This window comes from Citrobacter sp. CF971 (assembly GCF_006385635.1).
Lineage (GTDB): Bacteria > Pseudomonadota > Gammaproteobacteria > Enterobacterales > Enterobacteriaceae > Citrobacter > Citrobacter freundii.
This window is the reverse complement of record NZ_CP041051.1, coordinates 1,286,649-1,311,894: the sequence shown is the minus strand read 5'-3', so window position 1 is coordinate 1,311,894 and position 25,246 is coordinate 1,286,649. Positions and strand designations below refer to the sequence as shown.

Below are 25,246 nucleotides of genomic sequence, written 5' to 3'. Positions count from 1 at the left end.
CTTACAGTGACCATCAGCGTTTGCCTCAAACATCCCCTCGTAGTTTTCCGATCCGTGCTTTTTTACGCTTAAAATCCCGTTTTCTTCAAAATTCAATAATTATTCATAAACATAAACATTAAAATTGTCATAAACTATTACTCGTAGTTTGGGTTTTTAGGATCATCACAGCAACCAAAGGAGACGGAATGCATCACGCCACCCCGCTTATCACCACCATTGTCGGCGGCCTTGTGCTCGCTTTTATATTAGGCATGATTGCCAATAAACTACGTATTTCTCCTCTGGTGGGATATCTGTTAGCGGGCGTTCTGGCCGGTCCATTTACACCTGGTTTTGTTGCTGATACTAAGCTCGCGCCTGAACTGGCCGAGCTTGGCGTTATTCTGCTGATGTTCGGCGTCGGGCTGCACTTTTCCCTGAAGGATTTGATGGCGGTAAAGTCAATCGCCATTCCCGGCGCGATTGCCCAGATAGCAGTGGCAACGCTGCTGGGTATGGCGCTTTCAGCTGTATTAGGCTGGTCGCTGATGGTGGGGATCGTGTTTGGTCTGTGTCTTTCAACCGCCAGCACCGTGGTGCTACTGCGTGCGCTTGAAGAACGACAGCTCATTGACAGCCAGCGCGGGCAAATTGCCATTGGCTGGCTGATTGTCGAAGATCTGATGATGGTGCTGACGCTGGTTCTCCTGCCAGCCGTCGCCGGAATGTTGGAAAAAGAAGATGTCGGCTTCGCTTCGCTGGCTGTCGATATGGGCATTACCATCGGTAAGGTGGTGGCGTTTATCGCGATTATGATGCTGGTGGGTCGTCGCCTGGTACCGTGGATTATGGCCCGCAGCGCCGCAACCGGTTCACGCGAACTGTTTACCCTCTCAGTCCTCGCCCTCGCCTTAGGTATCGCCTTCGGCGCAGTAGAGCTGTTCGATGTCTCCTTTGCACTGGGCGCGTTCTTCGCCGGTATGGTGCTGAATGAATCTGAGCTGAGCCACCGTGCGGCGCATGACACCCTGCCGCTGCGCGATGCGTTCGCCGTGCTGTTCTTCGTTTCCGTCGGAATGCTGTTCGATCCGTTAGTCCTGATCCAGCAGCCGTTGGCAGTACTGGGCACGCTGGCGATTATCATCTTTGGTAAATCCCTTGCCGCCTATTTACTGGTGCGCATGTTTGGTCACTCTCAACGCACGGCGCTCACCATTGCCACCAGTCTGGCGCAGATTGGTGAATTTGCCTTTATCCTGGCGGGTCTGGGAATGGCGTTAAACCTGCTGCCGCAGGCCGGACAGAATCTGGTGCTGGCAGGGGCAATCCTGTCCATAATGCTCAACCCGGTGCTGTTCGCGGTGTTAGAAAAATATCTCGCCAAAACAGAAACGCTGGAAGAGCAGACTCTGGAAGAGGCTATCGAAGAAGAGAAGCAAATTCCGGTGGATATCTGCAATCACGCCCTGCTGGTTGGCTTTGGTCGCGTCGGCAGCCTGCTGGGTGAGAAATTGATGGCTGCCGGGATCCCGCTGGTGGTTATCGAAACCTCACGTACCCGGGTGGATGAACTGCGCGAGCGTGGGATCCGCGCGGTGCTGGGAAATGCCGCTAACGAAGAGATTATGAATCTGGCGCATCTGGATTGCGCACGCTGGCTGTTGCTAACCATTCCGAATGGCTATGAAGCGGGTGAAATTGTCGCTTCCGCTCGTGAGAAGTGCCCGTCGATTGAGATTATCGCCCGCGCACATTATGACGATGAGGTGGAATATATTACCGAGCGCGGAGCCAATCAGGTCGTCATGGGCGAGCGTGAAATCGCCCGTACCATGCTGGAGCTAATTGAAACGCCGCCTGCCGGTGAAGTTGCTACCGCCAGTTAATGTTACGTGCCGGATGGCGGCGTAAAACGCCTTATCCGGCCTGCTATTGCTACGCGTAGGCCCGATAAGCGTAGCGCCATCGGGCAAGAACTCAGCGATCCCAGTACGACTCTTCGAGACTGTCTTCACGTTCCGGCAAACCGCGCGTCAGGCGCGGTGAATGCTGGTTCAGCACCTGGTAACTCACGCGGTTAGCATATTTACACACCTGGGCTAGAGACGAATAGGTCAGCCAGTTGAACTTGTGCTTGCTGGAGTTAGGCACGTTACTGCGGTGATAGCTGTTGGCAGTAATATCATGCAGCAATGCCGCCAGCGCGCCGTCGCCAGCACCGTTGGTATTCATTATCTTTTCTGGCCCGCCCATATACGGTGCAATGTGCGAATACACACGCAGCGGATTGGTACAGTCTTTATGGCGCATGGCGCGGCTGAATTCGTACTGATTGAATTCGGCAATCGCTCCAGGCAGCAGCGGATGCTGGGTTTTACGTTTGACTTCTTCTTCCGTAAAGCCCGCCATATACAGACCCGCCGGACCCGCAGTGCACAGCACCAGATCCACCCAGTCCAGCGCCTTGTCAGACGCCAGCAGCGGATCGTTCTCGCCGGTCAGCGCTTCAGCCTCTTCTTCATTCATCGCCAGAATAGAGACATGCTCTTTGAGGAATGCCTGCCACCATTGCGGGTTATCGGCAATGACGAATTTGGTGCCCAGCGTCAGTACCACCGGCACATTGTGTTTTTTAGCGTATTCAATCGCCTTCATGGTCGCTTCCGGCATCGGCTCGCCCGGCTCGCAGCGCACCAGATAGGACGTCAGCACCAACGCGGACGCTCCGGCAATTACCGATTCAGGGATGCTATCCGCCCGTAGCTTATTCATATGCCCAGGGCTGATTGCGAAGGTACGCTCTCCGGATTCACCAATCAGCGTAAAGCAACGACCAATCGGTCCATTAACGCCTTGCAGGTAGTTCAGATCGGTACGGCTGGAGGTATTGCATAAATAACGGTACGCATAGCTGCCAATCTCGATATTGCTGCACATCACGCCCAGCAGCACCGAGCGGTCATCCGCCAGCACGGAGTAGTTGTGCATCGTGTTACCGATCGTACCGCCCGCAAACTGATGGGTGATCAAATTTTCACGCACCAGCTCCTGATAGAGCGCTTCTGCGACATCATCGGCAATCACCAGAGAATGCCCGGCGCTTAATCCATAACGTTTTACAAAGTCATCATCCACTTTGGCTTCAATATCCACCAGCGTCTGGTCGATGCCCACCACCCAGGCTGCGCTGGTTTCATTTTCTGGCTGAATTTGTTGCAACAACGGATCGCGCGCGCTGACGGGAAAATAGTGTTTGGATTTACGTTTACCGGGAAATTTCATGGTCGATTTTACGGGTGGTTAACTGAGCGATGCATGGTAGCACATTCCCTGCTGCGCATGCGATGCGACGCTGAGTTTCAATATCGGACGGTGAGATCGCAGTTTATCCGGGATTAATTTCTACAATAACTCACCTTCACAAGGAGCGTTTTATGAAGCCGGAAAACAAAATCCCCGTACTCGACAAAATTTCGGATGAAATGAAAAGCGTGGTGAATTTTCATCGCGACGATTTGCCGCCGTGGCCCGCTGCCGATGACTTCCTGGCCCAGCGCCAACACTACATTCATGAGCGGCGACTGTGGAATGCCGATGCCCCGCAGATGCATTCCCGAGAATGCGTGATTTCTACCGCGTGCGGCCCCGTTGCCACACGCATCTACGCTCCGCAGCCCCAAAGCCAGGCCACGCTGTATTACCTGCACGGCGGCGGTTTTATTCTCGGTAATCTGGATACCCATGACCGTATTATGCGTTTACTTGCGCATTACACCCAGTGCACGGTGATCGGCATCGACTATTCGCTGGCGCCGGAGGCCCGCTACCCACAAGCCATCGAAGAGATCGTCGCCGTTTGCCAGTACTATCATCAACATGCTGGCGACTATTCCCTCAATATCAATACGATTGGTTTTGCGGGCGATTCCGCCGGAGCCATGCTGGCGCTTGCCAGTGCGCTGTGGCTGCGGGATAAACGCATTGCCTGCGGCAAGGTGGCTGGCGTGCTGTTGTGGTATGGGCTTTACGGGCTACAGGATTCACTGAGCCGACGGCTGATGGGCGGAGAGTGGGATGGGTTAACCCGCGAGGACTTGCAGATGTATGAAAACGCGTACCTACGTAGCGCTGATGATCGCGAGTCACCGTACTATTGCCTGTTTAATAACGACCTAACGCGTGACGTGCCGCCGTGTTTTATCGCCGGCGCGGAGTTCGATCCACTGATTGACGATAGCCGCTTATTATTCCAGACGTTACAGGCGCATCAGCAGCCCTGCCAGTACAAAATGTATCCCGGTACGCTGCACGCCTTCCTGCACTATTCGCGGGTGATGAAAACCGCCGATGAAGCTCTGCAGGACGGCGCGCGTTTCTTTAAGCAACAGCTTTAGCGGTAGGCGGCGGTCAGTTTAACCATCATTTCGATATGTTCCGGTGTGGCATTCAACGCCGGAATATACTCATATTGCTTACCGCCAGCCTCAAGGAAAATCTCCCGGTTTTGCACCGCTATCTCTTCCAGCGTTTCGAGGCAATCAGCCGCGAAGCCCGGACACATAACCTGGATATGTCGGGTTCCTTTCTCCGCCAGCATTTTTAACGTTTCGTCGGTATACGGCGTCAGCCAGGGTTCGCGGCCAAAGCGAGACTGGAAGGTCATCATGACTTTTTCCGGCGGCAGACCAAGCGCTGAAACCAGCTCACGCGTCGTATCGCGACAGCGCTGCGGGTAGTCATCGCCTTCATCGGCGTAGCGCTGCGGAATGCCGTGGTAGGAGAGCAGCAGTAAATCAGGTTCGCCATGTTGAGCGAATGAATCCCGGGCACTCTTGGCCAGCGCATCAATGTAGCTGCTGTCATCGGCGTAATCACGAATAAAAGAGACGCCGGGAATACCGCGTTTACGCGCTAAGATGCGCGCTAGCTCGTCCCAGACTGCTGCAACCGTCGAACAGGAATATTGCGGGTACAGCGGTAACACCACCATGTGTTCCACTCCGCTTGCCAACAGTTCATCGACCGCGCTTTCGAGCGATGGCGAACCGTAGCTCATCCCCAGCGCGACAGGGGTATCAGGCAGACGTTGTGCCAGCGCCTGCTGTTGCGCCTTGCTGTAGACCATCAGCGGGGAACCGTCTTCCATCCAGATTGACTGGTACAGCTTTGCCACACGCGGCGCTCGCAGCGGCAAAATCACACCGCGCAGCAGCGGCCACCACAGTGTAGGGGACGTATCAACTACGCGTGGATCGCTTAAAAACTGGCGCAGGTAGCGCTTAACGGCTTCGGGAGTTGGGGCATCGGGAGTGCCGAGGTTTGCCAGCAGGATACCGGTTTTCGTCTGACGCATTACCGCCTCTTATCGATTCAAATTGTTGATAATTGTAGCGGAAAAGCGGTAAAGAAGAACTAATTGCTGTGAAAGGTAAGACGAGAATTTGCCTGATGGCGATGCGCTTATCAGGCCTACGAGATAATGGCAGACCTGATAAGAGGTTTATTACGCGAAAAAATTAGCCGAGGATTTTTTCCAGCGCTGCGCGCACGTCAGCAACTGCCTGAGTGCCATCAACTTTCGCGTATTTGGTGTTACCCGCCTGCGCTTCTTTAGAGTAGTAGCCAATCAGCGGTGCGGTCATCTGATGGTATTCCACCAGGCGCTTACGTACGGTCTCTTCCTGATCGTCTTTACGGGTGGTCAGCTCTTCGCCGGTCACGTCGTCTTTGCCTTCAACCTTAGGCGGGTTGAATTTGATGTGGTAAACGCGGCCAGAAGCAGCGTGTACGCGGCGACCGACGATACGGTCAACGATCAGTTCGTCAGGTACGTCAAACTCCAGAACGTAGTCCACGTTGATGCCCGCTTCTTTCATGGCGTCTGCCTGCGGAATAGTACGCGGGAAGCCATCAAGCAGGAAACCATTACGGCAGTCTTCCTGAGCAATACGCTCTTTTACCAGCGCGATCACCAGCTCATCAGTCACCAGCTTACCGGCGTCCATGATGTCTTTCGCTTGTTTGCCCAGCTCGGAGCCAGATTTCACGGCGGCACGCAGCATATCACCGGTGGAGATTTGCGGAATACCATACTTCTCCATGATGAACTGAGCCTGAGTTCCTTTACCCGCGCCCGGAGCGCCAAGCAGAATGATACGCATTACGAAAATCCCCTTAAAGGTTGTCGATATTTTTTAAAAAGCGCTAAACGATACCACCATCACGCAATTGGCTCAAGGAAGGTAGTCTGCGCTGAAACGGTTAATGGCGGGAAAATTGAAAATAAGGAAAGAAATTGCCGGATGGCGGTGTAAACACCTTATCCGGCCTACGATCAAAAAGATGTTGTAGGCCGGATAGGCGTTAGCGCCATCCGGCATTACATTACAGGTATCAGGATACCAGCAACTGGTTCATACGACGGATGAACTGGTTCGGGTCTTCCAGCGTGCCGCGCTCAGCAAACAGCGCCTGATCCAGCAGCAGCTCAACCCACTCTTTGAACTGTGCTTCGTCCTGAGTATCCGCCGTGCGTTTTACCAGCACGTGGTCCGGGTTCAGTTCAAAGATATATTTCACTTCCGGTACGGCCTGGCCCGCAGCGGCAAAGAGTTTCGCCATCTGGGTGCTCATTTCATCCGCATCGGTGGTAACGATGGCTGGCGTGTCGGTCAGACGGTGAGTCAGACGCACTTCTTTCACGCGGTCACCCAGCAGGGTTTTCACACGCTCAACGAACGGCGTCAGCGCTTTTTCCGCTTCTTTTGCCGATTCGTCAACTTCATCCGCCAGCTTGTCGATGGACTCGTCAGCTTTAGCAACGGACTGGAATGCCTTACCGTCGAACTCGGTCAGGTAGTTCATCATCCACTCATCGATGCGGTCAGAAAGCAGCAGCACTTCGATGCCTTTCTTACGCAGCAGTTCCAGGTGCGGGCTGCTCTTCGCCGCCGCATAGCTGTCTGCAGTGATGTAGTAGATTTTCTCCTGCCCTTCTTTCATTCGCGACACGTAATCTTCCAGCGACACGGTTTGCGCGGAGGAGTCAGTGTGCGTAGACGCGAAACGCATCAGTTTAGCGATCGTTTCCTGGTTGGCGTGGTCTTCCGCCGGGCCTTCTTTCAGCACCAGGCCGAACTGCTTCCAGAAGGTCTGGTATTTTTCCGCGTCGTCTTTCGCCAGTTTTTCCAGCATCTGCAGTACGCGTTTGGTCAGCGCGCTGCGCAGGTTACGGGTGACGGTGCTGTCCTGCAGGATCTCGCGAGAAACGTTCAGCGGTAGATCGTTAGAATCTATCAGACCACGGACAAAGCGCAGGTAGTTCGGCATGAACTGCTCGGCATCGTCCATGATGAAGACACGCTGGACGTACAGTTTCAGACCATGCTTGTGATCGCGGTTCCACATATCCCACGGCGCCTGCGACGGGATATACAGCAGGCTGGTGTACTCCTGCTTACCTTCCACACGGTTGTGGCTCCAGGTCAGCGGGTCAGTGAAGTCGTGGGCGATGTGCTTGTAGAATTCGTTGTACTCGTCGTCTTTGATTTCCGACTTGTTACGCGTCCACAGCGCCTGTGCCTTGTTGATTTTTTCCCAGGAAACCACGGTCTCGCCGTCTTTCTCTTCGGATTTTTCGATCTCTACCGGCAGCGCAATATGGTCGGAATATTTGCTGATGATGGAACGTACGCGCCAGTCATCGAGGAACTCGTCTTCGCCTTCACGCAGATGCAGAGTAATTTCGGTACCACGGTCTTCTTTGGTAATATCAGCAACGGTGTACTCACCCTCGCCCGCGGACTCCCAGAACACGCCGTTTTCCGGCTTATCACCCGCAGCACGGGTACGCACGGTGACTTTGTCCGCCACGATGAAGGCAGAGTAGAAACCAACCCCGAACTGACCAATCAACTGGCTGTCTTTCGCCTGATCGGAGCCCATGGATTCGAGGAAAGATTTGGTGCCGGATTTCGCAATGGTCCCCAGATGATCGATAACGTCATCACGATTCATCCCCACGCCGTTATCGGCAATGGTCAACGTACGCTTATCTTTATCGAAGGAAACACGCACACGCAGCTCACCGTCACCTTCATACAGGTCCGGGTTAGACAGTGCGCGGAAACGCAGCTTGTCTGCCGCATCCGAGGCGTTAGAGATAAGCTCACGCAGGAAGATTTCTTTATTGGAATACAGAGAATGGATCATCAGGTGCAGAAGCTGTTTTACTTCTGACTGAAAACCACGAGTTTCTTGTCCTTTCATGTAGATCTACCTCAACAATGCCATATTCAATGGTAAAAACACGTTGAGGGTGAAATGGGGACAAGCGGGAAGGATTTCAAGCGGAAGCCGCCGTCGCGGCCTCCGTTTGTTCAGAATTTAATCTTGTGTCGTCCTGCCAGAGAGTGCGACAGCGTGGTGCCATCGACCATTTCCAGCTCGCCGCCTACCGGAACGCCATGGGCGATACGGCTGGCTTCAACGCCATATTGCATGCAAAGCTCAGCAATATAGTTGGCGGTCGCCTCTCCTTCGACCGTGGGATTGGTCGCCAGAATCAGTTCGTTGATTTGCTCAGACGCCAGTCGCTGTTCAAGACGATCCAGCCCGATATCATCAGGCCCGATACCGTCCAGCGGCGACAGGTGTCCCATCAGCACGAAGTAACGTCCGGAAAATTGCCCGGTTTGCTCAATGGCGTAGATGTCCGCCGGACTCTCCACCACGCAAATCTGACCGTTTTCCTGGCGACGCGGGTTCGAACAGATGTTGCAGACGTCCTGCTCTGTGAAGGTGCGGCAATCGGCACAGTGGCCGATTTCCGACATCGCCTTCGTTAACGCCTGCGCCAGACGCATCCCGCCGCTGCGATCGCGCTGAAGCAGCGTGAACGCCATGCGCTGCGCCGACTTCGGGCCAACGCCCGGCAGACAGCGCAGTGCTTCCATAAGCTGAGTTAACAGCGGGCTGGTTTGCATCAGAACGGCATCTTAAAGCCAGGCGGCAGCTGCATTCCGGAAGAAACAGAGGCCATCTTCTCTTTCTGCGTCTCTTCAATGCGACGCGCCGCGTCGTTGAATGCCGCAGCAACCAGGTCTTCCAGCATCTCTTTGTCGTCTTCCAGCAGGCTTGGATCGATCTCCACGCGACGGCAGTTATGCGCGCCGTTGATGGTCACTTTTACCAGACCCGCGCCAGATTCGCCGGTCACTTCCAGCTTGGCGACTTCTTCCTGCATCTGCTGCATTTTTTCTTGCATCTGCTGGGCCTGTTTCATCAGGTTACCCAGACCGCCTTTACCAAACATAGGCTTCTCTCTCAATCACGTTAAGGGATGACGACCGTCAAACCATTAGGCTGACGATCAAATGGGGCGAATACTCTCTTCGTCCAGCTCCGCATCGAAAAAACGACGCAGCGTCTGGATGTTATTATCCGCAATAATCGACTCACGCGCCTGCGCGAGCTTCTCTTCATAAATGGCCTGACGCCACTCCAGCGGCGTGCGCACCGCAGGATTATCATCTTCAACGATGGTCAATTCAACCGTTGACCCCGTTAAGGAACTCAGTGCTTCGGCCAGTTTTTGCTGCGCGCCGCTGGAATTAAGGTGTCGCTGCGTGGAACGCAGGTGCAGGCAAACCACGTTGCCATTCTCTTCTTTCCAGGCATTAAGCGCCACCTGCTCCACCAGTTTAGGCAGCGAGAGCTGGCTCACCTGGGCAGCCCACGGGTCGCGTTCAATGGCTTCAGCCGCAAGCTTTGCCGCCAGTTCCGGCGTTTTTTCATGCTCAAGCGCTTTTTTCAGCGCTTTCGGCGTGGCGACGACTTCTTTGACTTCTGCAACAGGATTGGTCGCTTTCCAGCGATACACTTCTTTCTTCGCCGGTGCTTTTTCCAGCGCAGAGACTGCCGGACGCGCCTGAACACGTTCCGACACCGAAGCCAGTCTTTCCAGCGCAGCATTATTCACCGGCCGCGCGCGGGAAGCGGCTGCCGGTTCACTCTTTTTTGCTTTGGTTGCTCCCTGAGCACGTTGCAGTTGACTGCGCGCCGCCAGCACCTGACTGGTGGCATCGGAAAGCGGCACATTCTGTTGCTGTTGCGCTGGCGCAGGTTGCTGCTGTGGCACCTGCGTCGGGGTCATTACCGCTGTGGGTGCGACCGGGGCAAACGACTGGCGCGGGACTTCAGGTTCCGGGAGTGGCATGCGCGGATGAAAAGCCAGCGCACGCAGCAGCGTCATTTCGACGCCCATTCGCCTGTCCGGCGCATACGGCAGTTCTTTGCGCCCGATTAACAGGGTCTGGTAGTAAAGCTGCACATCGGTAGGCGGTACAATTCGCGCCAGTTCACGCATACGCTGTTCAATGGCGGCCATATCGCTACCGAGCGCAGCAGGTGAAAGCTGAACCATGGCAATACGATGCAGCAAAGCCGACATCTCAACCAGCAGCGCTTCCCATTCGATACCACGCGCGGCAGCGTCGTTCACCAGCGTCATCACGCGTTCGCCGTCCGCAGCCACAACCGCTTCAACAAGCGAGAGCGCCTGGTCGTCGTCCAGCGTGCCGAGCATGGTGCTGACCGCGTCGGTCGAGACCTGACCATCACCGCTGGCAATCGCCTGATCGGTCAAACTCAGCGCATCGCGCAGGCTGCCGTCTGCGGCGCGAGCCAGCAGTTGCAGCGCACGTGGCTCATGGGCGATATGCTCTTCTTTGAGAATATGCTCAAGCTGATGGCGAATCTGTTCGACATCCAGCGCTTTAAGATGGAATTGCAGACAGCGCGACAGGATGGTCACCGGCAGCTTCTGCGGATCGGTGGTCGCCAGCAGGAATTTGACGTGCGCGGGCGGCTCTTCGAGCGTTTTCAGCAAGGCGTTAAAACTGTGGCGCGACAGCATGTGCACTTCGTCGATCAAATAGACCTTAAAGCGGCCGCGCGCAGGCGCATACTGGACGTTATCCAGCAGATCGCGAGTATCTTCGACTTTGGTGCGTGAGGCGGCATCGATTTCAATCAAATCGACAAAACGCCCCTGCTCAATTTCCCGGCAGTTATCGCACACGCCGCACGGCGTAGCGGTGATGCCAGTTTCACAGTTTAATCCCTTCGCCAGCAAGCGGGCGATAGAGGTTTTTCCGACGCCACGGGTGCCGGAAAACAAATAAGCATGATGAATACGCCCTAACGACAAGCCGTTCGCCAGTGCCGTCAGCACATGTTCCTGGCCGACGACGTCAGCAAAGGTTTGTGGGCGCCATTTTCGGGCTAAGACCTGATAACTCATTGGCAGGCTCTGAAAGGCTGGAGGGTGGATTCACAGGAGGGTAATGCTAACACAACCTCGCAGCAACGGCGAGGTTGACACGTTATATTCGGGCGTTATCGTTGCAGTCAGTTTGGTTTCGGGCAGCGCACAGAAACCGGAGCGTACACGCAGTACGTGAGGATTTCGAGCACTGACCGGGGCCAAAATGGCAAAAAAGATAGCCCTAAATTAGTGGCCCGGGAATGGAACCAGGCTATAACAGGTCAGCCCCTGCTTTTCCAGACGCTGCTCGCCGCCCAGATCAAACAGGTTAATGATAAAGGCAGCATCGGTCACTTCGCCACCCAGGCGGCGGATCAGCTTCACGGTCGCTTCAATCGTGCCGCCAGTTGCCAGAAGATCGTCCACAACCAGGACTTTATCACCCGGTTTGATGGCATCAACGTGGATTTCCAGCTGATCGGTGCCGTACTCCAGCTCATAGGTCTCAGCAATAACTTCACGCGGAAGCTTACGCGGTTTGCGTACCGGAACAAAGCCGACGCCCAGCCCCAACGCTACCGGCGCGCCAAACAGGAAGCCACGCGCTTCGGTGCCAACCACTTTAGTGATCCCCGCATTTTTGTAGCGCTCAACCAGCAATTCAATGCTGAGGGCGTAGGCTTTCGGATCTTCCAGTAAACTGGTGACATCACGGAAAAGAATGCCCGGTTTTGGGTAGTCGTGGATGCTTTTGATGCTATTTTTGAGAAACTCAAGCTGCTGTGCAGTCGCGGTCATAAGTTTGTGCCTGATTAATACAGTATTACTTCACGGCGCACTATACACTTCATCCTCGACGTATCTTGAATGATTTTGTGTCTATATTAGGGCCAAGGTTACACTTGGTTAACCTTTGACCATCTGCGCCTGTGCTCGAAAACGGTCGAATTTACTGGCTGCGAGAGACAATTGCAACAGCGATTATTGCGCTTTACTGCTTTTGTTGTTTTTCATCAATCACCGGGATCCGCCACATAAAAATCAGTAAACAGGCGAGAATAACCAGCAGCAGGCCGCGTACCCACATCATATTGACCAGCCAGAGGGAAATAGCAAACGTCACCAGAATCAACAAAATAGCGCGCGGTTTTGCTCCCGGCGGCATCGCGCGATGTTTTTGCCAGTGACGCAGATACCCGCCGAACCACGAACGGTAAAGCAACCAGTCGTGAAAACGCGGCGATGAGCGGGCAAAACACCAGGCGGCCAGCAGTATAAACGGCGTCGTCGGCAACAGAGGCAATACTACGCCCAGCGTACCTAGCACTACCGCTATCCAGCCAATGATGATTAGAATAATGCGTTGCATAATATCAGTACTTAACACAGAGAATCGCTACTTTAGCATAACAGTTCTCATTTTCATCGGAGTGTTGTTGTGAAAACCGCCATGCTGTTACAGACGCTCGAAAACCAGCTTAACCGCCTGCGACAGCGTTGTGCTCCGCTGGCGCACCACACAACGCTTAGCGCCCGCTTTGACAGGCATCTGTTTCACACGCGCAGCACATTGCTGCAGGCCTGCCTGGATGAAGCTGACGATAATCTTACTGCCCTACGTCGCGCCGTTGAGCAGCAACAACTACCACAAATCACCTGGCTTGCGGAACACCTTGCCTCACAGTTAGAGGCGATTTCACGTGAAACTGCCAGTTGGTCGCTACGCGAGTGGGACAGCGCATCTCCAGGTCTGGCGCGCTGGCAGCGCAAGCGGGTCCAACATCAGGAGTTTGAACGCCGTCTGGTTGAAATGACGCGTGAACGCAAAGAGCGTCTGGCTCAGGCTACCGGCTTTGCAGAACAGCAAAAACTGCATCGTGAAGTAGAAGCATTCGAGGCGCGACTGGCGCGCTGCCGTCATGCTCTGGCAAGAATAGAAAACGTGCTGGCGCGTTTAACCCGTTAATCCCCGGAGAATTTATGTCATTAGAGAACGCCCCGGACGAGGTCAAACTGGCCGTCGATTTGATTGTTTTACTTGAGGAAAATCAGGTTGCACCTGAAACCGTACTGAAGGCGCTGGAGATTGTTAAACGGGATTACGAAAAGAAACAGCTCTCTTCTTCAAAAAACGCGCTATAGCTGAAATGCCTGATAGCGTTGCACTTACCAGGCCTACGAATGAATCGAAGCTCGCAGGCCTGATGAGTTTTTCTATTAACCTACCGAAGGCGTCGGATCATCACCTTTAATGATGTCACGCTTAACCTCGGTCACGGTGTCGCCCTTCGCGTTGTGCAGGTGCACTTCAAGCTGGTTAAAGGCGATATCAATGTCGTTTTCACGGCACAAACGATCGACCGCACGGTTCAGTTCATCAACCGTGTGACTACGATCGCGCAGTTCACGCACGTATAAACGCAGTTCATGATCCAGCGTGCTGGCGCCGAAGGCGGTAAAGAACACAGCAGGCTCCGGATCGTGCATCACTTTCGGGTGTTCCATCGCCGCCTGCAGCAGCACTTTCTTCACTTTGTCCAGATCCGAACCGTAGGCCACGCCGATGCGGATCACCAGACGCGTGGTGGTATCGGAAAGCGACCAGTTGATCAAACGCTCCGTCACAAAGGCTTTGTTCGGGATGATCACCTCTTTGCGATCGAAGTCGGTAATGGTGGTGGCACGGATACGGATCTTGCTGACCGTTCCTGAGAACGTACCGATAGTCACGGTATCGCCGATGCGGACCGGGCGTTCAAACAAAATAATCAGACCCGAAACAAAGTTACCGAAGATTTCCTGCAAACCAAAACCAAGACCAACCGACAGGGCTGCTGCCAGCCACTGTAGCTTATCCCACGAAACACCGAGCGATCCGAAGACCGTCATCGCGCCGATGGCGATGATCGCGTAGTTAAGGATCGTGGTGATCGCATACGAAGCGCCCTGACGCATCTTCAGTCGCGAGAGCACCAGCACTTCCAACAGGCCGGGTAAGTTACGGATCAGCGCCCACGCGACCATTGAGGCAATAATCGCAAACAGCAGGCTACCCATGGTGACGTCTTTCACCACTGCCGCACCCGCTTCGGTACCGTTGTAATGCCAGAGCGTAATGCTGTCGAGATAGCTGAACACGGTGATCAAATCAGACCAAATGGCCCAGAACAAGACACCAAACAGGGCAACCATCACCAGCATAGTTATACGCAGCGTTTGCTGGTTAACCTGCTCAAGCGCGATGGTCGGTTCTTCCTGCGGTTCGGCACCTTCCGCACCTTCTTTCACCAGGTTCTGACGACGCGCCAGCGCACGACGCCAGGCGATACGGCGTGCCGCGACGCTCAATCCACGCAGTACGGTCTGGTACAGCAGGTTCCAGAGAATGACCAGATAAACCGTTTCAATCCAGCGTCCCGCCAGACGCAGCGTGGTGTAGAAATAGCCGGTCGCCGTCAGCACCATTAATGCTATCGGGATAATAGACAGCACGGTAATCGTCACCAGACGCAGACCATGCGACTCTTTATCACGCCAGCTTTCGCGGCACATTGGCCATACCAGGAAGGCGATCAGCAGCAGGTTGAGGAAAATCACCACCTGACCCAGCACATCGTCCATCAGATTGAGCGGTGACAGTTCAGCAATGACCGACCAAAAATTAAGCGGCAACAGCGCCAGGCTAATACGCACGATTTGGCGGCGCCAATGGCTAGTTTGTTTTGCTGGCATACCAAAATGACGAATTGCCACGCCATCTTTTTCCAGCACCTTCCAGCACAAACCAAACACCAGCCAGAAGACTGTCATCTTCTTACTGAACGCCCACAGTAGGTCGCTGATATTCAACTGCATGGTAAGCAGAATCAGACCTACCGCGAGGATAATCAGGCACGCCGGCAAGGCTCTGATGAGATCGATCAGAATCGCTTTTGGCGTGTTGAGCTGACTGTCATTACGCAGGTTACCCACCGCAGCGGCTAATTTCGCCTGATACTCTTTCAACCATTTCAGACGCCAGCGGATTAACCCGGCAATGAGCAGCAGCGGCAATCCCGCCAGGAACGCAATAAATACTGCGGGCCACGCTTTTTCCCAGTTCACCGTGATTTTCATCGACTTAAACTGGTCTTTAAGCGTTTGCGGGAAAGCTTTGATCCAGTCCCAGTCCATCGGACGGTTACTGTTAACCCAGAAAATCTGCTGCGTGAGGATCCCTTTCAGGTTTTTCGACACGCTCATTAACTGCTGCTGGTTAATTTGCAGATTAATCGCCATCATCAGCTGGTTGCCCAGTTGCTTATTGAGCTGATCCAACAGTTCACGACGCATATCCACAACCTGCAGTAAGGCATCATGGACTTCGCCGTTAACTTCGTTGCTGTGCCCTTCTTCCAGTTTGGCGACAAACGCATCATTCTGGAACAGCGCGTCGCGCTGCTGGTTGACCTCGAACTGCTCCAGACGCAAGTCGGCGATCCGGTTGGTCATATCGGCAAGTTCATCCGCCGACGGCAGCGTTTGTTGTTGCTGATACAGAATACGCGACAGCAGCAGACTGCCTTTCAGAACGGCGATCTGTTCTTTAATGTTGCGTTCGGATTGCAGCGCGCGGTCAAGCCAGTTTTTGACTTTGATATTTTGCTGCATCAGGCTGTTGCCGTTTTCGGTCGCGGCAATCAGACGCTGGCTGAGCTGATGGTTAACATCAAGCTCCTGCTTCACTAACGGATTGGACTGAATACGCTCGGCTTCATCCGGCGTGACTGCTTCCTGCGCCGTTTTTTCGGTTAACGTCAGTCGCTTGCTGTTCACCGCTTCCTGCAGGAGCTGGAGCTGATGCTCAAGGCGGTTACTGTTCGCCGTCACGTAATCACGTTGTTTTTGCAAGGTATCTTGCAAAATCGTATTACCTTCAAGGCTCTTACGCTGTTGGTCGATCTGCGCATTCAGCAGCGCCTGCTGCGCCTGTAACAGCACCTGCTGGCTGGGGCGTAAAGCACCTTCGCCTACATTAGTACCATCAAGTCGGTTGCGGATTTGCTGCATCTGCTGCGACGCGGTGTACATCGCATTTTGTACGCGCTCTGGCTGAGTCTGGAGCGACACCAGCTGGCTGTTATACGTGGCCAGATCGTTTTGCGAGCTTTGCAGGTCATCGAGCACCTGCGCGACGCGTGACTCAAGCTGTCGTAAGGAAAGCGTGCTCAGCGTTTTTCGCGTTTCGTCGTCATTGTCGACATCGCTGAGCGAATTTAGCGCATCCGTCGCCTGGCGCATTTTCTCCGGCGCCTGGGCCACTTTCTGGCGAAGCTGTACGGTCTCATCTTTCACGCGATCGATTTTATCCAGCGTGGCGATAGTATCGATGAGATCCTGTTGGACCAGCTTATCCTGCGCGGAGAGATCTTTTTGTTTACTCAGTGCGTCCAGTTGGCTCTGAATATCTGCTTTCGTCGGCAGTTCACCACTCTGTTGCGCCCGCGCAAATGCAGATGACTGGCAGGATAACAATAGAATGAAGAAAAGTATGCTAATAGCAATTACATGCTGTGAACGTTTATAGAGCTGCAACATAGTCATGAGAATGAATGTTTCTGAACCGGGAAAGTGACCGGAAATAGTCAAGCGGCAAGAATATCACGGCTGTGACCGGCAGAATAGCAGCAGGCAAAACGACCAGGAGAATTCCTGGTGCAGAATGGCAAACTAGCTTGTCTCTCCTGCCTGCAGGCGCAAGCTTGGGCAAAGCAGACACATCTCCAGCAGCACCGCCACGTACTGACGAGCCTCATTCTTCAGATCAAACGATTCGGGAGCAAATAACCAGTTCTCCATGATCCCGGAAATATAGCTACGCATTAACACCGCTACACGACGTGTGTTCAGGTTTTCCGGCAACATGTTGACATCCATACAGTGGCGTAACGTTTTTTCTATACGGTCATAGTTTTCCAGACACAGGCTACGTTCGACTAACTGAACTGATGCTATTTCCCCGACAAATTCGCATTTGTGGAATATAATCTCCATCAATAAACGTCGGCGTTCTTCTGTCACGGTAGTTTCAAGAACGTAAATTAAAATTTCTCTTAATACTGATAGTGGATCGTCAGGGAATTTTGCCTGATACTCAGTCTCTAACTCATCAATGTTAGGTTTTGCTAGCTCCCAGATTTCACTGAATAAATCCGATTTGTTTTTGAAATGCCAATAGATTGCACCGCGCGTCACACCAGCGGCTTTTGCGATCTCAGCCAGCGAGGTGGATGAGACCCCTTGTTGCGAAAACATACGCAGAGCGACATCAAGAATGTGTTGTCGTGTTTCCTGTGCTTGTTGTTTGGTTTTTCGTGCCATAGGTCAGTGAATTTACAGGCGTTAGATTTACATACATTTGTGAATGTATGTACCATAGCACGACGATAATATAAACGCAGCAATGGGTTTATGGGCTTTAAGCCATTGATCAATTTGAAATCGGACACTCGAGGTTTACATATGAACAAAAACAGAGGGTTAACGCCTCTGGCAGTCGTTCTGATGCTCTCAGGCAGCTTAGCGCTAACAGGATGTGACGACAAACAGGCCCAACAAGGGGGCCAGCAAATGCCAGAGGTTGGAGTTGTTACGCTCAAAACTGAACCTCTACAGATCACAACCGAACTTCCGGGTCGCACCAGTGCGTTTCGTATTGCTGAAGTTCGTCCTCAGGTTAGCGGGATTATCCTGAAACGTAATTTCACGGAAGGTGGTGACATCGAAGCGGGTGTATCTCTCTATCAGATTGATCCTGCTACTTACCAGGCCGCTTATGAAAGTGCAAAAGGCGATCTGGCTAAAGCACAAGCCGCAGCAAACATTGCTCAACTGACGGTGAAACGTTATCAGAAACTGTTGGGTACTAAGTACATCAGCCAACAGGACTACGATAGCGCGTTGGCTGACGCACAGCAGGCAAACGCCGCCGTTGTTGCCGCGAAAGCCGCGGTAGAAACTGCACGCATCAATCTGGCTTACACCAAAGTGACGTCACCGATCAGCGGTCGCATTGGTAAATCATCCGTTACGGAAGGCGCTCTGGTGCAAAACGGTCAGGCGACCGCACTGGCGACCGTTCAGCAGTTGGATCCCATCTATGTAGACGTGACGCAGTCAAGCAACGACTTCCTGCGCCTGAAACAAGAGCTGGCCAACGGCACGCTGAAGCAAGAAAACGGTAAAGCGAAAGTCGAACTGGTGACCAATGACGGCATTAAATACCCGCAGTCCGGTACGCTGGAATTTTCTGATGTGACGGTAGATCAAACCACTGGGTCGATTACGTTACGCGCAATTTTCCCGAACCCGGATCATACCTTACTGCCGGGTATGTTCGTCCGCGCACGTCTGGAAGAAGGGATTAACCCAACAGCATTACTGGTTCCACAGCAAGGCGTTACCCGCACACCGCGTGGCGATGCCAGTGCATTGGTTATCGGTGCAGACAACAAAGTTGAAACTCGTCAAATTGTCGCCGCACAAGCGATTGGCGACAAATGGTTAGTCACTGATGGACTTAAGCCGGGCGACCGCGTGATTGTTACTGGGCTGCAGAAAGTACGTCCTGGCGCGCAGGTAAAAGCGCAGGAAATCACCGCTGATAACAACCAGCAAGGCCAAAGCGGTAGCCAGCCTGAACAGTCCAAGTCTTAACTTAAACAGGAGCCGTTAAGACATGCCTAATTTCTTTATCGATCGCCCAATATTTGCGTGGGTGATCGCCATTATCATCATGTTGGCAGGGGGGCTCGCGATCCTCAAATTGCCGGTAGCGCAATATCCGACTATTGCACCGCCAGCAGTGACGATCTCCGCGACCTATCCTGGCGCTGATGCCAAAACAGTACAGGATACTGTTACGCAGGTTATCGAACAGAATATGAACGGTATCGATAACCTGATGTACATGTCCTCAAACAGTGACTCCACGGGTACCGTGCAGATCACCCTGACCTTCCAGTCTGGTACTGATGCGGATATCGCACAGGTACAGGTGCAGAACAAACTGCAGCTGGCCATGCCGTTGCTGCCTCAGGAAGTACAGCAGCAAGGGGTTAGCGTTGAGAAGTCATCCAGCAGCTTCCTGATGGTTGTCGGTGTTATCAACACCAACGGCACCATGACGCAGGAGGATATTTCCGACTACGTTGGCGCCAACATGAAGGATGCCATTAGCCGTACTTCAGGCGTGGGCGACGTTCAGCTGTTTGGTTCTCAGTATGCGATGCGTATCTGGATGGATCCGAACAAACTGAACAACTTCCAGCTGACACCGGTTGATGTAATCAGCGCCATCAAAGCGCAGAACGCCCAGGTTGCAGCCGGTCAGTTAGGTGGTACGCCGCCGGTGAAAGGTCAGCAGCTTAACGCATCGATCATTGCGCAAACCCGTCTGACCTCCGCTGATGAGTTCGGCAAAATCCTGCTGAAAGTGAATCAGGATGGTTCCCAGGTTCGTCTGCGTGACGTAGCGAAAGTGGAACTGGGCGGTGAGAACTACGACATCATTGCGAAGTTCAACGGTAAACCGGCATCCGGTCTGGGTATCAAGCTGGCAACAGGTGCTAACGCCCTGGACACCGCAAACGCTATCCGCGAAGAACTGAAGAAGATGGAGCCGTTCTTCCCGTCAGGTCTGAAGATCGTTTACCCGTATGACACCACGCCGTTCGTGAAAATTTCTATTCACGAAGTTGTGAAAACGCTGGCAGAAGCAATCATCCTCGTGTTCCTGGTAATGTATCTGTTCCTGCAGAACTTCCGCGCGACGCTGATTCCGACTATCGCCGTGCCGGTGGTACTCTTGGGTACATTTGCCGTCCTGGCGATTTTCGGCTTCTCAATAAATACCCTGACGATGTTCGGGATGGTGCTCGCCATCGGCCTGCTGGTGGATGACGCCATCGTGGTGGTCGAGAACGTTGAACGTGTAATGGCTGAGGAAGGACTACCGCCGAAGGAAGCAACGCGAAAATCGATGGGCCAGATTCAGGGCGCATTGGTGGGTATCGCGATGGTGCTGTCAGCGGTATTTATCCCAATGGCGTTCTTCGGGGGGTCGACCGGTGCAATTTACCGTCAGTTCTCCATCACCATTGTTTCCGCGATGGCGCTGTCTGTACTGGTAGCATTGATTCTGACCCCTGCCCTGTGTGCGACCATGCTCAAACCGATTGCTAAAGGCGATCACGGAGAAGGCAAAAAAGGCTTCTTCGGCTGGTTTAACCGCATGTTCGATAAGAGCACGCATCATTACACCGATAGCGTGGGCGGTATTCTGCGCAGCACCGGTCGTTATCTGGCGCTGTATCTGATTATCGTTGTGGGCATGGCCTATCTGTTCGTTCGTCTGCCAAGTTCGTTCCTGCCAGATGAAGACCAGGGGGTATTCCTGTCTATGGCTCAGCTGCCAGCGGGTGCGACGCAAGAGCGTACCCAGAAGGTACTGGACGAAATGACGGATTACTACCTGACCAAGGAAAAAGCGAACGTTGAATCGGTGTTTGCCGTTAACGGTTTCGGTTTTGCTGGTCGTGGTCAGAACACCGGCATCGCGTTCGTTTCTCTGAAAGACTGGAGTGAACGTCCTGGCGAAGAGAACAAGGTTGAAGCGATTACTCAGCGTGCAATGGGCGCATTCTCGCAGATTAAAGACGCGATGGTCTTTGCCTTTAACCTGCCAGCGATTGTGGAGTTAGGGACCGCAACCGGTTTTGACTTCCAGTTGATTGACCAGGCGGGTCTGGGCCATGAGAAGCTGACTCAGGCGCGTAACCAACTGTTTGGTGAAGTCGCGAAGCATCCTGATCTGTTGGTCGGTGTTCGTCCTAACGGTCTGGAAGATACGCCGCAGTTCAAGATCGATATCGATCAGGAAAAAGCGCAGGCTCTGGGCGTTTCCATTAGTGATATTAATACAACGCTGGGTGCAGCATGGGGCGGAAGCTACGTGAATGACTTCATCGACCGTGGTCGTGTGAAGAAAGTTTACGTCATGTCTGAAGCGAAATACCGTATGTTGCCGGAAGATATTGGAAACTGGTATGTCCGCGGTAGCGATGGACAGATGGTACCGTTCTCCGCCTTCTCTACCTCACGTTGGGAATACGGTTCGCCGCGTCTGGAACGCTATAACGGTTTGCCTTCCATGGAAATCTTAGGCCAGGCCGCTCCGGGTAAAAGTACCGGTGAAGCCATGGCGATGATGGAGCAACTGGCCAGCAAACTGCCATCCGGTATCGGTTATGACTGGACCGGTATGTCCTACCAGGAACGACTGTCCGGCAACCAGGCTCCTGCCCTGTATGCCATTTCACTGATCGTCGTATTCTTGTGTCTGGCAGCGTTGTACGAGAGCTGGTCAATTCCGTTCTCCGTAATGCTGGTTGTACCACTGGGTGTTATCGGTGCATTGCTGGCAGCAACGTTCCGCGGCCTGACCAACGACGTTTACTTCCAGGTAGGCCTGCTCACAACCATTGGGTTGTCGGCGAAGAACGCGATACTTATCGTCGAATTCGCCAAAGACTTGATGGATAAAGAGGGTAAAGGTCTGATAGAGGCGACGCTGGACGCAGTACGCATGCGTTTACGTCCAATCCTGATGACGTCACTGGCCTTTATTCTGGGCGTAATGCCGCTGGTCATCAGCTCCGGCGCAGGCTCCGGTGCGCAGAACGCCGTTGGTACTGGCGTAATGGGTGGGATGGTGACGGCAACCGTGTTGGCGATCTTCTTTGTTCCGGTGTTCTTTGTGGTGGTACGCCGCCGCTTTAGCCGCAAAAATGAAGATATTGAGCATAGCCACTCAGTAGAGCATCATTGATACATCTCTAAAGATAAGGCCGCGCAAGCGGCCTTTTTTCTGGAAAAATCATAAAAATCACTTATTGCCATTCCGTTTATTTTCTATCGGGTAAATAAGCGATATAATCCTTGCGGCCTTAAAGGCTATTCTTAAAAAAACAGCGAGAGTTCTTATTTACTTTAATAAATATTAAGATTAATCCTATCCACTGGTTTTCATTGTCGGTTGTTGCCTTTCGTTGCTAAACCTAAACAAGATAACCCGATGATTGCCCGAAGAATAAAGAAATTGTCCCATTTCGAATTGCGGCATTTATCTGTTAAAATGTAAAAATGACGTAGCATCATAATTTTACATAATTGTAATTTTTCGTGATATGACGATGAAATCTTTTTTAGAGTAGATTATAGTTAAATCATCAGGAGTCGCGGGCAAGTTCCAGGTAGTTGTTGTATCCATCCCGAAAGGTGTTCGGTTAGTTTAAGCCACTAAGAAGGGGATGCGTTATGGATGAATACTCACCCAAAAGACATGATATCGCGCAGCTTAAATTTCTCTGCGAAACTCTGTATCATGACTGTCTTGCAAACCTTGAACAAAGTAACCATGGCTGGGTTAATGACCCTACCTCTGCAACCAGCTTGCAGCTCAATGAACTGATAGAGCATATTGCAACCTTCGCACTTAATTATAAAATTAAGTACAATGAGGACAATAAGCTGATCGCGCAGATAGATGAATACCTGGATGACACTTTTATGTTGTTCAGCAGTTATGGTATTAATACGCAGGATCTGCAGAAATGGCGGAAGTCAGGTAATCGACTGTTTCGCTGTTTTGTCAATGCCACCAGGGCTAATCCTGTTAGTTTGTCTTGTTAAAAATTATTACAATCATAGGTAAGAGTTATGTCCGATAAACCATTAACTAAAACAGATTATTTGATGCGCCTGCGACGTTGCCAGACAATTGATACGCTAGAGCGCGTTATTGAAAAAAATAAATATGAATTGTCCGACAACGAACTGGCTGTATTTTACTCAGCAGCAGATCATCGCCTTGCTGAATTGACCATGAATAAGCTTTACGACAAGATTCCAACTTCTGTTTGGAAATTCATTCGCTAATTGCACTCAAGGTTAAGTCAGGTATAGCGGCACAGTTGTCTGGCTGACCATTTTCGTATTTATACCTGTCATACTTCAAGTTGCATGTGCGTTGGCTTTCCTCGCTCACCCTAGTCACGTACTAATGTACGCTCCCAGGGATTCGCTGCGTCGCCGCCTTCCTGCAACTCGAATTATTTAAGGTATACAATGGTTATTTAATTCAAATCACGTGACAATGATCACAGCAAAGAAGCGGGAACGTTCCCCTTGCTTGCATTACGTTTTACTGTGCTGAAATAACCTTCAGTACACAGGGAAATCGTAATGCGTAATGAAAAGCAAAAAATGATCGCCGGCGAATACTATCGCCCGGCAGATGAAACGCTGCGCAGTGACCGACTACGCGCTCGTCAGTTGATCCATCGCTACAATCTCACCGCTCCCGATGAAAAAAATGAGCGTCAGGCAATCCTGCATGATCTGTTAGGTCAGAGTGAGGGTGCCTATATTGAACCCTCTTTCCGGTGTGATTACGGTTATAACATCTATCTTGGTAAAGACTTTTACGCTAATTTCGACTGCGTTATGCTCGACGTCTGTCCAATTCATATTGGCGACAACTGCATGCTGGCACCTGGCGTTCATATCTATACCGCGACCCATCCGCTGGATGCTACCGAGCGCAACAGTGGCCTTGAGTTCGGAAAGCCCGTGACTATCGGCAATAATGTCTGGATAGGTGGCCGTGCAGTGATCAATCCAGGCGTCACGCTGGGCGATAACGTGGTTGTGGCATCAGGCGCAGTAGTCACTAAAAGCGTTCCAGCAAACACCGTGGTTGGGGGCAATCCCGCAAGGATCATCAAAACGCTGTGATCTTAAATGTAACTGTTATGCTAAATTGCGGTTAATCTGTTACTTTCTTAAAAGGGTATCCCCTTTTAAAATAGGGCGATCCCTCCTGAATTTTGCAGATATCATGAAGGCAAGAGATGACAGAAATACAGCGCCTGCTTACTGAAACAATCGACGACTTAAATATTCGCGAGAAGCGCGACAACAAACCGCGCTTTAGCATCAGCTTTATTCGCAAACACCCTGGGCTGTTTATCGGCATGTATGTTGCCTGGTTTGCCACGCTGGCGGTGATGCTACAGTCAGAAACGTTAGTCGATTCAGTATGGCTGCTGGTGGTACTGTTCGTTGTACTCAACGGCTTTTTCTTTTTCGACGTTGCGCCACGGTACCGCTTTGAAGATATCGACGTTCTGGATTTTAGAGTTTGCTATAACGGAGAATGGTACAACACGCGCTTTGTCCCCTCCTCGCTCATCGATACTATCCTGCACTCACCGTCCGTGGATAGCGAACATAAAGCACAGCTGCAAAAGATGATATCGCGCAAAGGCGAACTCTCGTTTTACGATGTCTTTACGCTTACCCGCGCCCAGACCACCCAGTAACGGCATCTCAGCGCAGATAAAAAAAGTGCGTTCCTGCCCAGGCAACGCACTTTAATCCCTGAAATGCTGGCAAAGAAACTAACGTCTCTTTTTACGCCCCTGTACTGCTTTAAAGCGCGGATTCGTTTTGCAGATAACGTACAAACGCCCTTTGCGTTTTACTATCTGGCAGTCAGGATGGCGCTGTTTTGCGCTGCGAAGTGAATTGAGTACCTGCATTTTAACTCCGCTTAACGCCAATAAAATGACCAAAACGTTTTTGGAAACGTGCTGCACTACCTTCATTATCAAAGGTTTTTTGTTTCCCGGTATAATACGGATGCGATTTAGAAGAGATATCGAGGGTCACGTACGGGTACATTTCCCCCTCAAACTCAATTTCACGCTCAGTCTTAATGGTCGAACCGACCTTAAAGAATTCATTGGCACTGGTATCGTGAAACACCACGGTACGGTAAAAAGGATGAATATCCGGTTTCATGGCAACCTCGATTTGTTACGTTATAACATAACTGACAAAATACACCACTCTTGTACAAACCACAACCTGATTTACGCTACAGGGAGTTAAACGGGA

General features: G+C 52.2%; 23 protein-coding genes and 1 other annotated feature. Of the genes, 10 read left to right on the top strand and 13 right to left on the bottom strand.

Annotated elements, in window-relative coordinates; translation table 11 throughout:
- The first annotated feature begins 188 nt into the window (after nt 1-188).
- On the top strand, nt 189-1,868 hold the full coding sequence (ybaL, locus tag E6P06_RS09720; protein WP_139935165.1) for a YbaL family putative K(+) efflux transporter: 1,680 nt from the start codon (nt 189-191) through the stop codon (nt 1,866-1,868).
- Nucleotides 1,869-1,959: 91 nt separating this feature from the next.
- Here the strand turns inward: ybaL and gsk are convergent, their stop codons facing one another.
- A complete protein-coding gene (gsk, locus tag E6P06_RS09715) occupies nt 1,960-3,264 on the bottom strand; it encodes an inosine/guanosine kinase (RefSeq protein WP_139935164.1) in 1,305 nt (434 codons plus the stop codon).
- 152 nt (nt 3,265-3,416) lie between these two features.
- On the opposite strand from gsk, the gene aes reads away from it, so the two are divergent.
- Complete coding sequence (gene aes, locus E6P06_RS09710; RefSeq protein WP_139935163.1) at nt 3,417-4,376, top strand: acetyl esterase; 960 nt, start codon at nt 3,417-3,419, stop codon at nt 4,374-4,376.
- Here aes and hemH read toward each other — a convergent pair.
- From hemH to E6P06_RS09670, 8 genes are all read right to left on the bottom strand, one after another.
- Entirely contained in the window at nt 4,373-5,335 is a 963-nt protein-coding gene (hemH, locus tag E6P06_RS09705; RefSeq protein WP_103848456.1) for a ferrochelatase, read from the bottom strand. The genes aes and hemH overlap by 4 nt on opposite strands.
- A gap of 163 nt (nt 5,336-5,498) precedes the next feature.
- Nucleotides 5,499-6,143: an adenylate kinase gene (gene adk, locus E6P06_RS09700; protein ID WP_003021773.1), complete on the bottom strand. Its 645-nt coding sequence runs from the start codon at nt 6,141-6,143 to the stop codon at nt 5,499-5,501.
- A 232-nt stretch (nt 6,144-6,375) separates the two neighbouring features.
- The gene (gene htpG / locus E6P06_RS09695) at nt 6,376-8,250 is read right to left on the bottom strand and encodes a molecular chaperone HtpG (RefSeq protein WP_003021770.1); all 1,875 of its coding nucleotides are present in this window, start codon (nt 8,248-8,250) and stop codon (nt 6,376-6,378) included.
- A gap of 110 nt (nt 8,251-8,360) precedes the next feature.
- Nucleotides 8,361-8,966: a recombination mediator RecR gene (recR, locus tag E6P06_RS09690; RefSeq protein ID WP_003021767.1), complete on the bottom strand. Its 606-nt coding sequence runs from the start codon at nt 8,964-8,966 to the stop codon at nt 8,361-8,363.
- Entirely contained in the window at nt 8,966-9,295 is a 330-nt protein-coding gene (locus E6P06_RS09685) for a YbaB/EbfC family nucleoid-associated protein (RefSeq protein ID WP_003021764.1), read from the bottom strand. Before E6P06_RS09685 ends, recR begins: the two co-directional genes overlap by 1 nt.
- Nucleotides 9,296-9,352: 57 nt before the next feature.
- Nucleotides 9,353-11,284, bottom strand: coding sequence for a DNA polymerase III subunit gamma/tau (gene dnaX / locus E6P06_RS09680; RefSeq protein WP_139935162.1), 1,932 nt, complete (start codon nt 11,282-11,284; stop codon nt 9,353-9,355).
- Nucleotides 9,956-10,020, bottom strand: a sequence feature (DnaX frameshifting element). (Overlaps the previous gene by 65 nt.)
- Nucleotides 11,285-11,494: 210 nt before the next feature.
- A complete protein-coding gene (gene apt / locus E6P06_RS09675) occupies nt 11,495-12,046 on the bottom strand; it encodes an adenine phosphoribosyltransferase (RefSeq protein WP_003021759.1) in 552 nt (183 codons plus the stop codon).
- A gap of 193 nt (nt 12,047-12,239) precedes the next feature.
- Nucleotides 12,240-12,617 (bottom strand): DUF454 family protein, encoded by a 378-nt coding sequence (locus tag E6P06_RS09670; protein ID WP_003847534.1) that lies wholly within the window; start codon nt 12,615-12,617, stop codon nt 12,240-12,242.
- 69 nt (nt 12,618-12,686) lie between these two features.
- Between E6P06_RS09670 and priC the strand changes: the two genes are divergently transcribed.
- Nucleotides 12,687-13,214: a primosomal replication protein N'' gene (gene priC / locus E6P06_RS09665; RefSeq protein ID WP_003021753.1), complete on the top strand. Its 528-nt coding sequence runs from the start codon at nt 12,687-12,689 to the stop codon at nt 13,212-13,214.
- Between the two features lie 14 nt (nt 13,215-13,228).
- Nucleotides 13,229-13,390, top strand: a complete 162-nt coding sequence (rsmS, locus tag E6P06_RS09660) for a pleiotropic regulatory protein RsmS (RefSeq protein ID WP_003021750.1) — start codon at nt 13,229-13,231, stop codon at nt 13,388-13,390.
- Between the two features lie 75 nt (nt 13,391-13,465).
- Here the strand turns inward: rsmS and mscK are convergent, their stop codons facing one another.
- A complete protein-coding gene (mscK, locus tag E6P06_RS09655) occupies nt 13,466-16,831 on the bottom strand; it encodes a mechanosensitive channel MscK (RefSeq protein WP_003835917.1) in 3,366 nt (1,121 codons plus the stop codon).
- A 126-nt stretch (nt 16,832-16,957) separates the two neighbouring features.
- Nucleotides 16,958-17,608, bottom strand: coding sequence for a multidrug efflux transporter transcriptional repressor AcrR (gene acrR / locus E6P06_RS09650; RefSeq protein WP_003021744.1), 651 nt, complete (start codon nt 17,606-17,608; stop codon nt 16,958-16,960).
- Between the two features lie 141 nt (nt 17,609-17,749).
- On the opposite strand from acrR, the gene acrA reads away from it, so the two are divergent.
- The 6 genes from acrA to E6P06_RS09620 all read left to right on the top strand — a co-directional run bounded on the left by acrA (nt 17,750) and on the right by E6P06_RS09620 (nt 24,669).
- A complete protein-coding gene (acrA, locus tag E6P06_RS09645) occupies nt 17,750-18,943 on the top strand; it encodes a multidrug efflux RND transporter periplasmic adaptor subunit AcrA (protein ID WP_003835922.1) in 1,194 nt (397 codons plus the stop codon).
- Between the two features lie 22 nt (nt 18,944-18,965).
- The gene (acrB, locus tag E6P06_RS09640) at nt 18,966-22,115 is read left to right on the top strand and encodes an efflux RND transporter permease AcrB (protein ID WP_003021736.1); all 3,150 of its coding nucleotides are present in this window, start codon (nt 18,966-18,968) and stop codon (nt 22,113-22,115) included.
- 488 nt (nt 22,116-22,603) lie between these two features.
- Nucleotides 22,604-22,978: an Hha toxicity modulator TomB gene (gene tomB, locus E6P06_RS09635; RefSeq protein WP_003021733.1), complete on the top strand. Its 375-nt coding sequence runs from the start codon at nt 22,604-22,606 to the stop codon at nt 22,976-22,978.
- A 27-nt stretch (nt 22,979-23,005) separates the two neighbouring features.
- The gene (locus tag E6P06_RS09630) at nt 23,006-23,224 is read left to right on the top strand and encodes an HHA domain-containing protein (protein WP_002892050.1); all 219 of its coding nucleotides are present in this window, start codon (nt 23,006-23,008) and stop codon (nt 23,222-23,224) included.
- Between the two features lie 306 nt (nt 23,225-23,530).
- Nucleotides 23,531-24,082 carry a maltose O-acetyltransferase gene (maa, locus tag E6P06_RS09625; RefSeq protein WP_003835924.1) on the top strand — a complete coding sequence of 184 codons (552 nt, stop codon included), beginning with the start codon at nt 23,531-23,533 and terminating at the stop codon, nt 24,080-24,082.
- 116 nt (nt 24,083-24,198) lie between these two features.
- Nucleotides 24,199-24,669, top strand: coding sequence for a YlaC family protein (locus tag E6P06_RS09620; RefSeq protein ID WP_003021724.1), 471 nt, complete (start codon nt 24,199-24,201; stop codon nt 24,667-24,669).
- Between the two features lie 78 nt (nt 24,670-24,747).
- Here the strand turns inward: E6P06_RS09620 and ykgO are convergent, their stop codons facing one another.
- Both ykgO and E6P06_RS09610 read right to left on the bottom strand, forming a co-directional pair.
- On the bottom strand, nt 24,748-24,888 hold the full coding sequence (gene ykgO / locus E6P06_RS09615) for a type B 50S ribosomal protein L36 (protein ID WP_005125190.1): 141 nt from the start codon (nt 24,886-24,888) through the stop codon (nt 24,748-24,750).
- 1 nt (nt 24,889) lies between these two features.
- Complete coding sequence (locus E6P06_RS09610; RefSeq protein ID WP_003835926.1) at nt 24,890-25,150, bottom strand: type B 50S ribosomal protein L31; 261 nt, start codon at nt 25,148-25,150, stop codon at nt 24,890-24,892.
- Between the last annotated feature and the right edge of the window lie 96 nt (nt 25,151-25,246).

Excerpts from the sequence above, each read along its gene's own strand:
- ybaL (WP_139935165.1), top strand. The coding sequence starts at position 189 with ATGCATCACGCCACCCCGCTTATCACCACCATTGTCGGCGGCCTTGTG.
- gsk (WP_139935164.1), bottom strand. The coding sequence starts at position 3,264 with ATGAAATTTCCCGGTAAACGTAAATCCAAACACTATTTTCCCGTCAGC.
- aes (WP_139935163.1), top strand. The coding sequence starts at position 3,417 with ATGAAGCCGGAAAACAAAATCCCCGTACTCGACAAAATTTCGGATGAA.
- hemH (WP_103848456.1), bottom strand. The coding sequence starts at position 5,335 with ATGCGTCAGACGAAAACCGGTATCCTGCTGGCAAACCTCGGCACTCCC.
- adk (WP_003021773.1), bottom strand. The coding sequence starts at position 6,143 with ATGCGTATCATTCTGCTTGGCGCTCCGGGCGCGGGTAAAGGAACTCAG.
- htpG (WP_003021770.1), bottom strand. The coding sequence starts at position 8,250 with ATGAAAGGACAAGAAACTCGTGGTTTTCAGTCAGAAGTAAAACAGCTT.
- recR (WP_003021767.1), bottom strand. The coding sequence starts at position 8,966 with ATGCAAACCAGCCCGCTGTTAACTCAGCTTATGGAAGCACTGCGCTGT.
- E6P06_RS09685 (WP_003021764.1), bottom strand. The coding sequence starts at position 9,295 with ATGTTTGGTAAAGGCGGTCTGGGTAACCTGATGAAACAGGCCCAGCAG.
- dnaX (WP_139935162.1), bottom strand. The coding sequence starts at position 11,284 with ATGAGTTATCAGGTCTTAGCCCGAAAATGGCGCCCACAAACCTTTGCT.
- apt (WP_003021759.1), bottom strand. The coding sequence starts at position 12,046 with ATGACCGCGACTGCACAGCAGCTTGAGTTTCTCAAAAATAGCATCAAA.
- E6P06_RS09670 (WP_003847534.1), bottom strand. The coding sequence starts at position 12,617 with ATGCAACGCATTATTCTAATCATCATTGGCTGGATAGCGGTAGTGCTA.
- rsmS (WP_003021750.1), top strand. The coding sequence starts at position 13,229 with ATGTCATTAGAGAACGCCCCGGACGAGGTCAAACTGGCCGTCGATTTG.
- mscK (WP_003835917.1), bottom strand. The coding sequence starts at position 16,831 with ATGACTATGTTGCAGCTCTATAAACGTTCACAGCATGTAATTGCTATT.
- acrR (WP_003021744.1), bottom strand. The coding sequence starts at position 17,608 with ATGGCACGAAAAACCAAACAACAAGCACAGGAAACACGACAACACATT.
- acrA (WP_003835922.1), top strand. The coding sequence starts at position 17,750 with ATGAACAAAAACAGAGGGTTAACGCCTCTGGCAGTCGTTCTGATGCTC.
- acrB (WP_003021736.1), top strand. The coding sequence starts at position 18,966 with ATGCCTAATTTCTTTATCGATCGCCCAATATTTGCGTGGGTGATCGCC.
- tomB (WP_003021733.1), top strand. The coding sequence starts at position 22,604 with ATGGATGAATACTCACCCAAAAGACATGATATCGCGCAGCTTAAATTT.
- E6P06_RS09630 (WP_002892050.1), top strand. The coding sequence starts at position 23,006 with ATGTCCGATAAACCATTAACTAAAACAGATTATTTGATGCGCCTGCGA.
- maa (WP_003835924.1), top strand. The coding sequence starts at position 23,531 with ATGCGTAATGAAAAGCAAAAAATGATCGCCGGCGAATACTATCGCCCG.
- E6P06_RS09620 (WP_003021724.1), top strand. The coding sequence starts at position 24,199 with ATGACAGAAATACAGCGCCTGCTTACTGAAACAATCGACGACTTAAAT.
- ykgO (WP_005125190.1), bottom strand. The coding sequence starts at position 24,888 with ATGCAGGTACTCAATTCACTTCGCAGCGCAAAACAGCGCCATCCTGAC.
- E6P06_RS09610 (WP_003835926.1), bottom strand. The coding sequence starts at position 25,150 with ATGAAACCGGATATTCATCCTTTTTACCGTACCGTGGTGTTTCACGAT.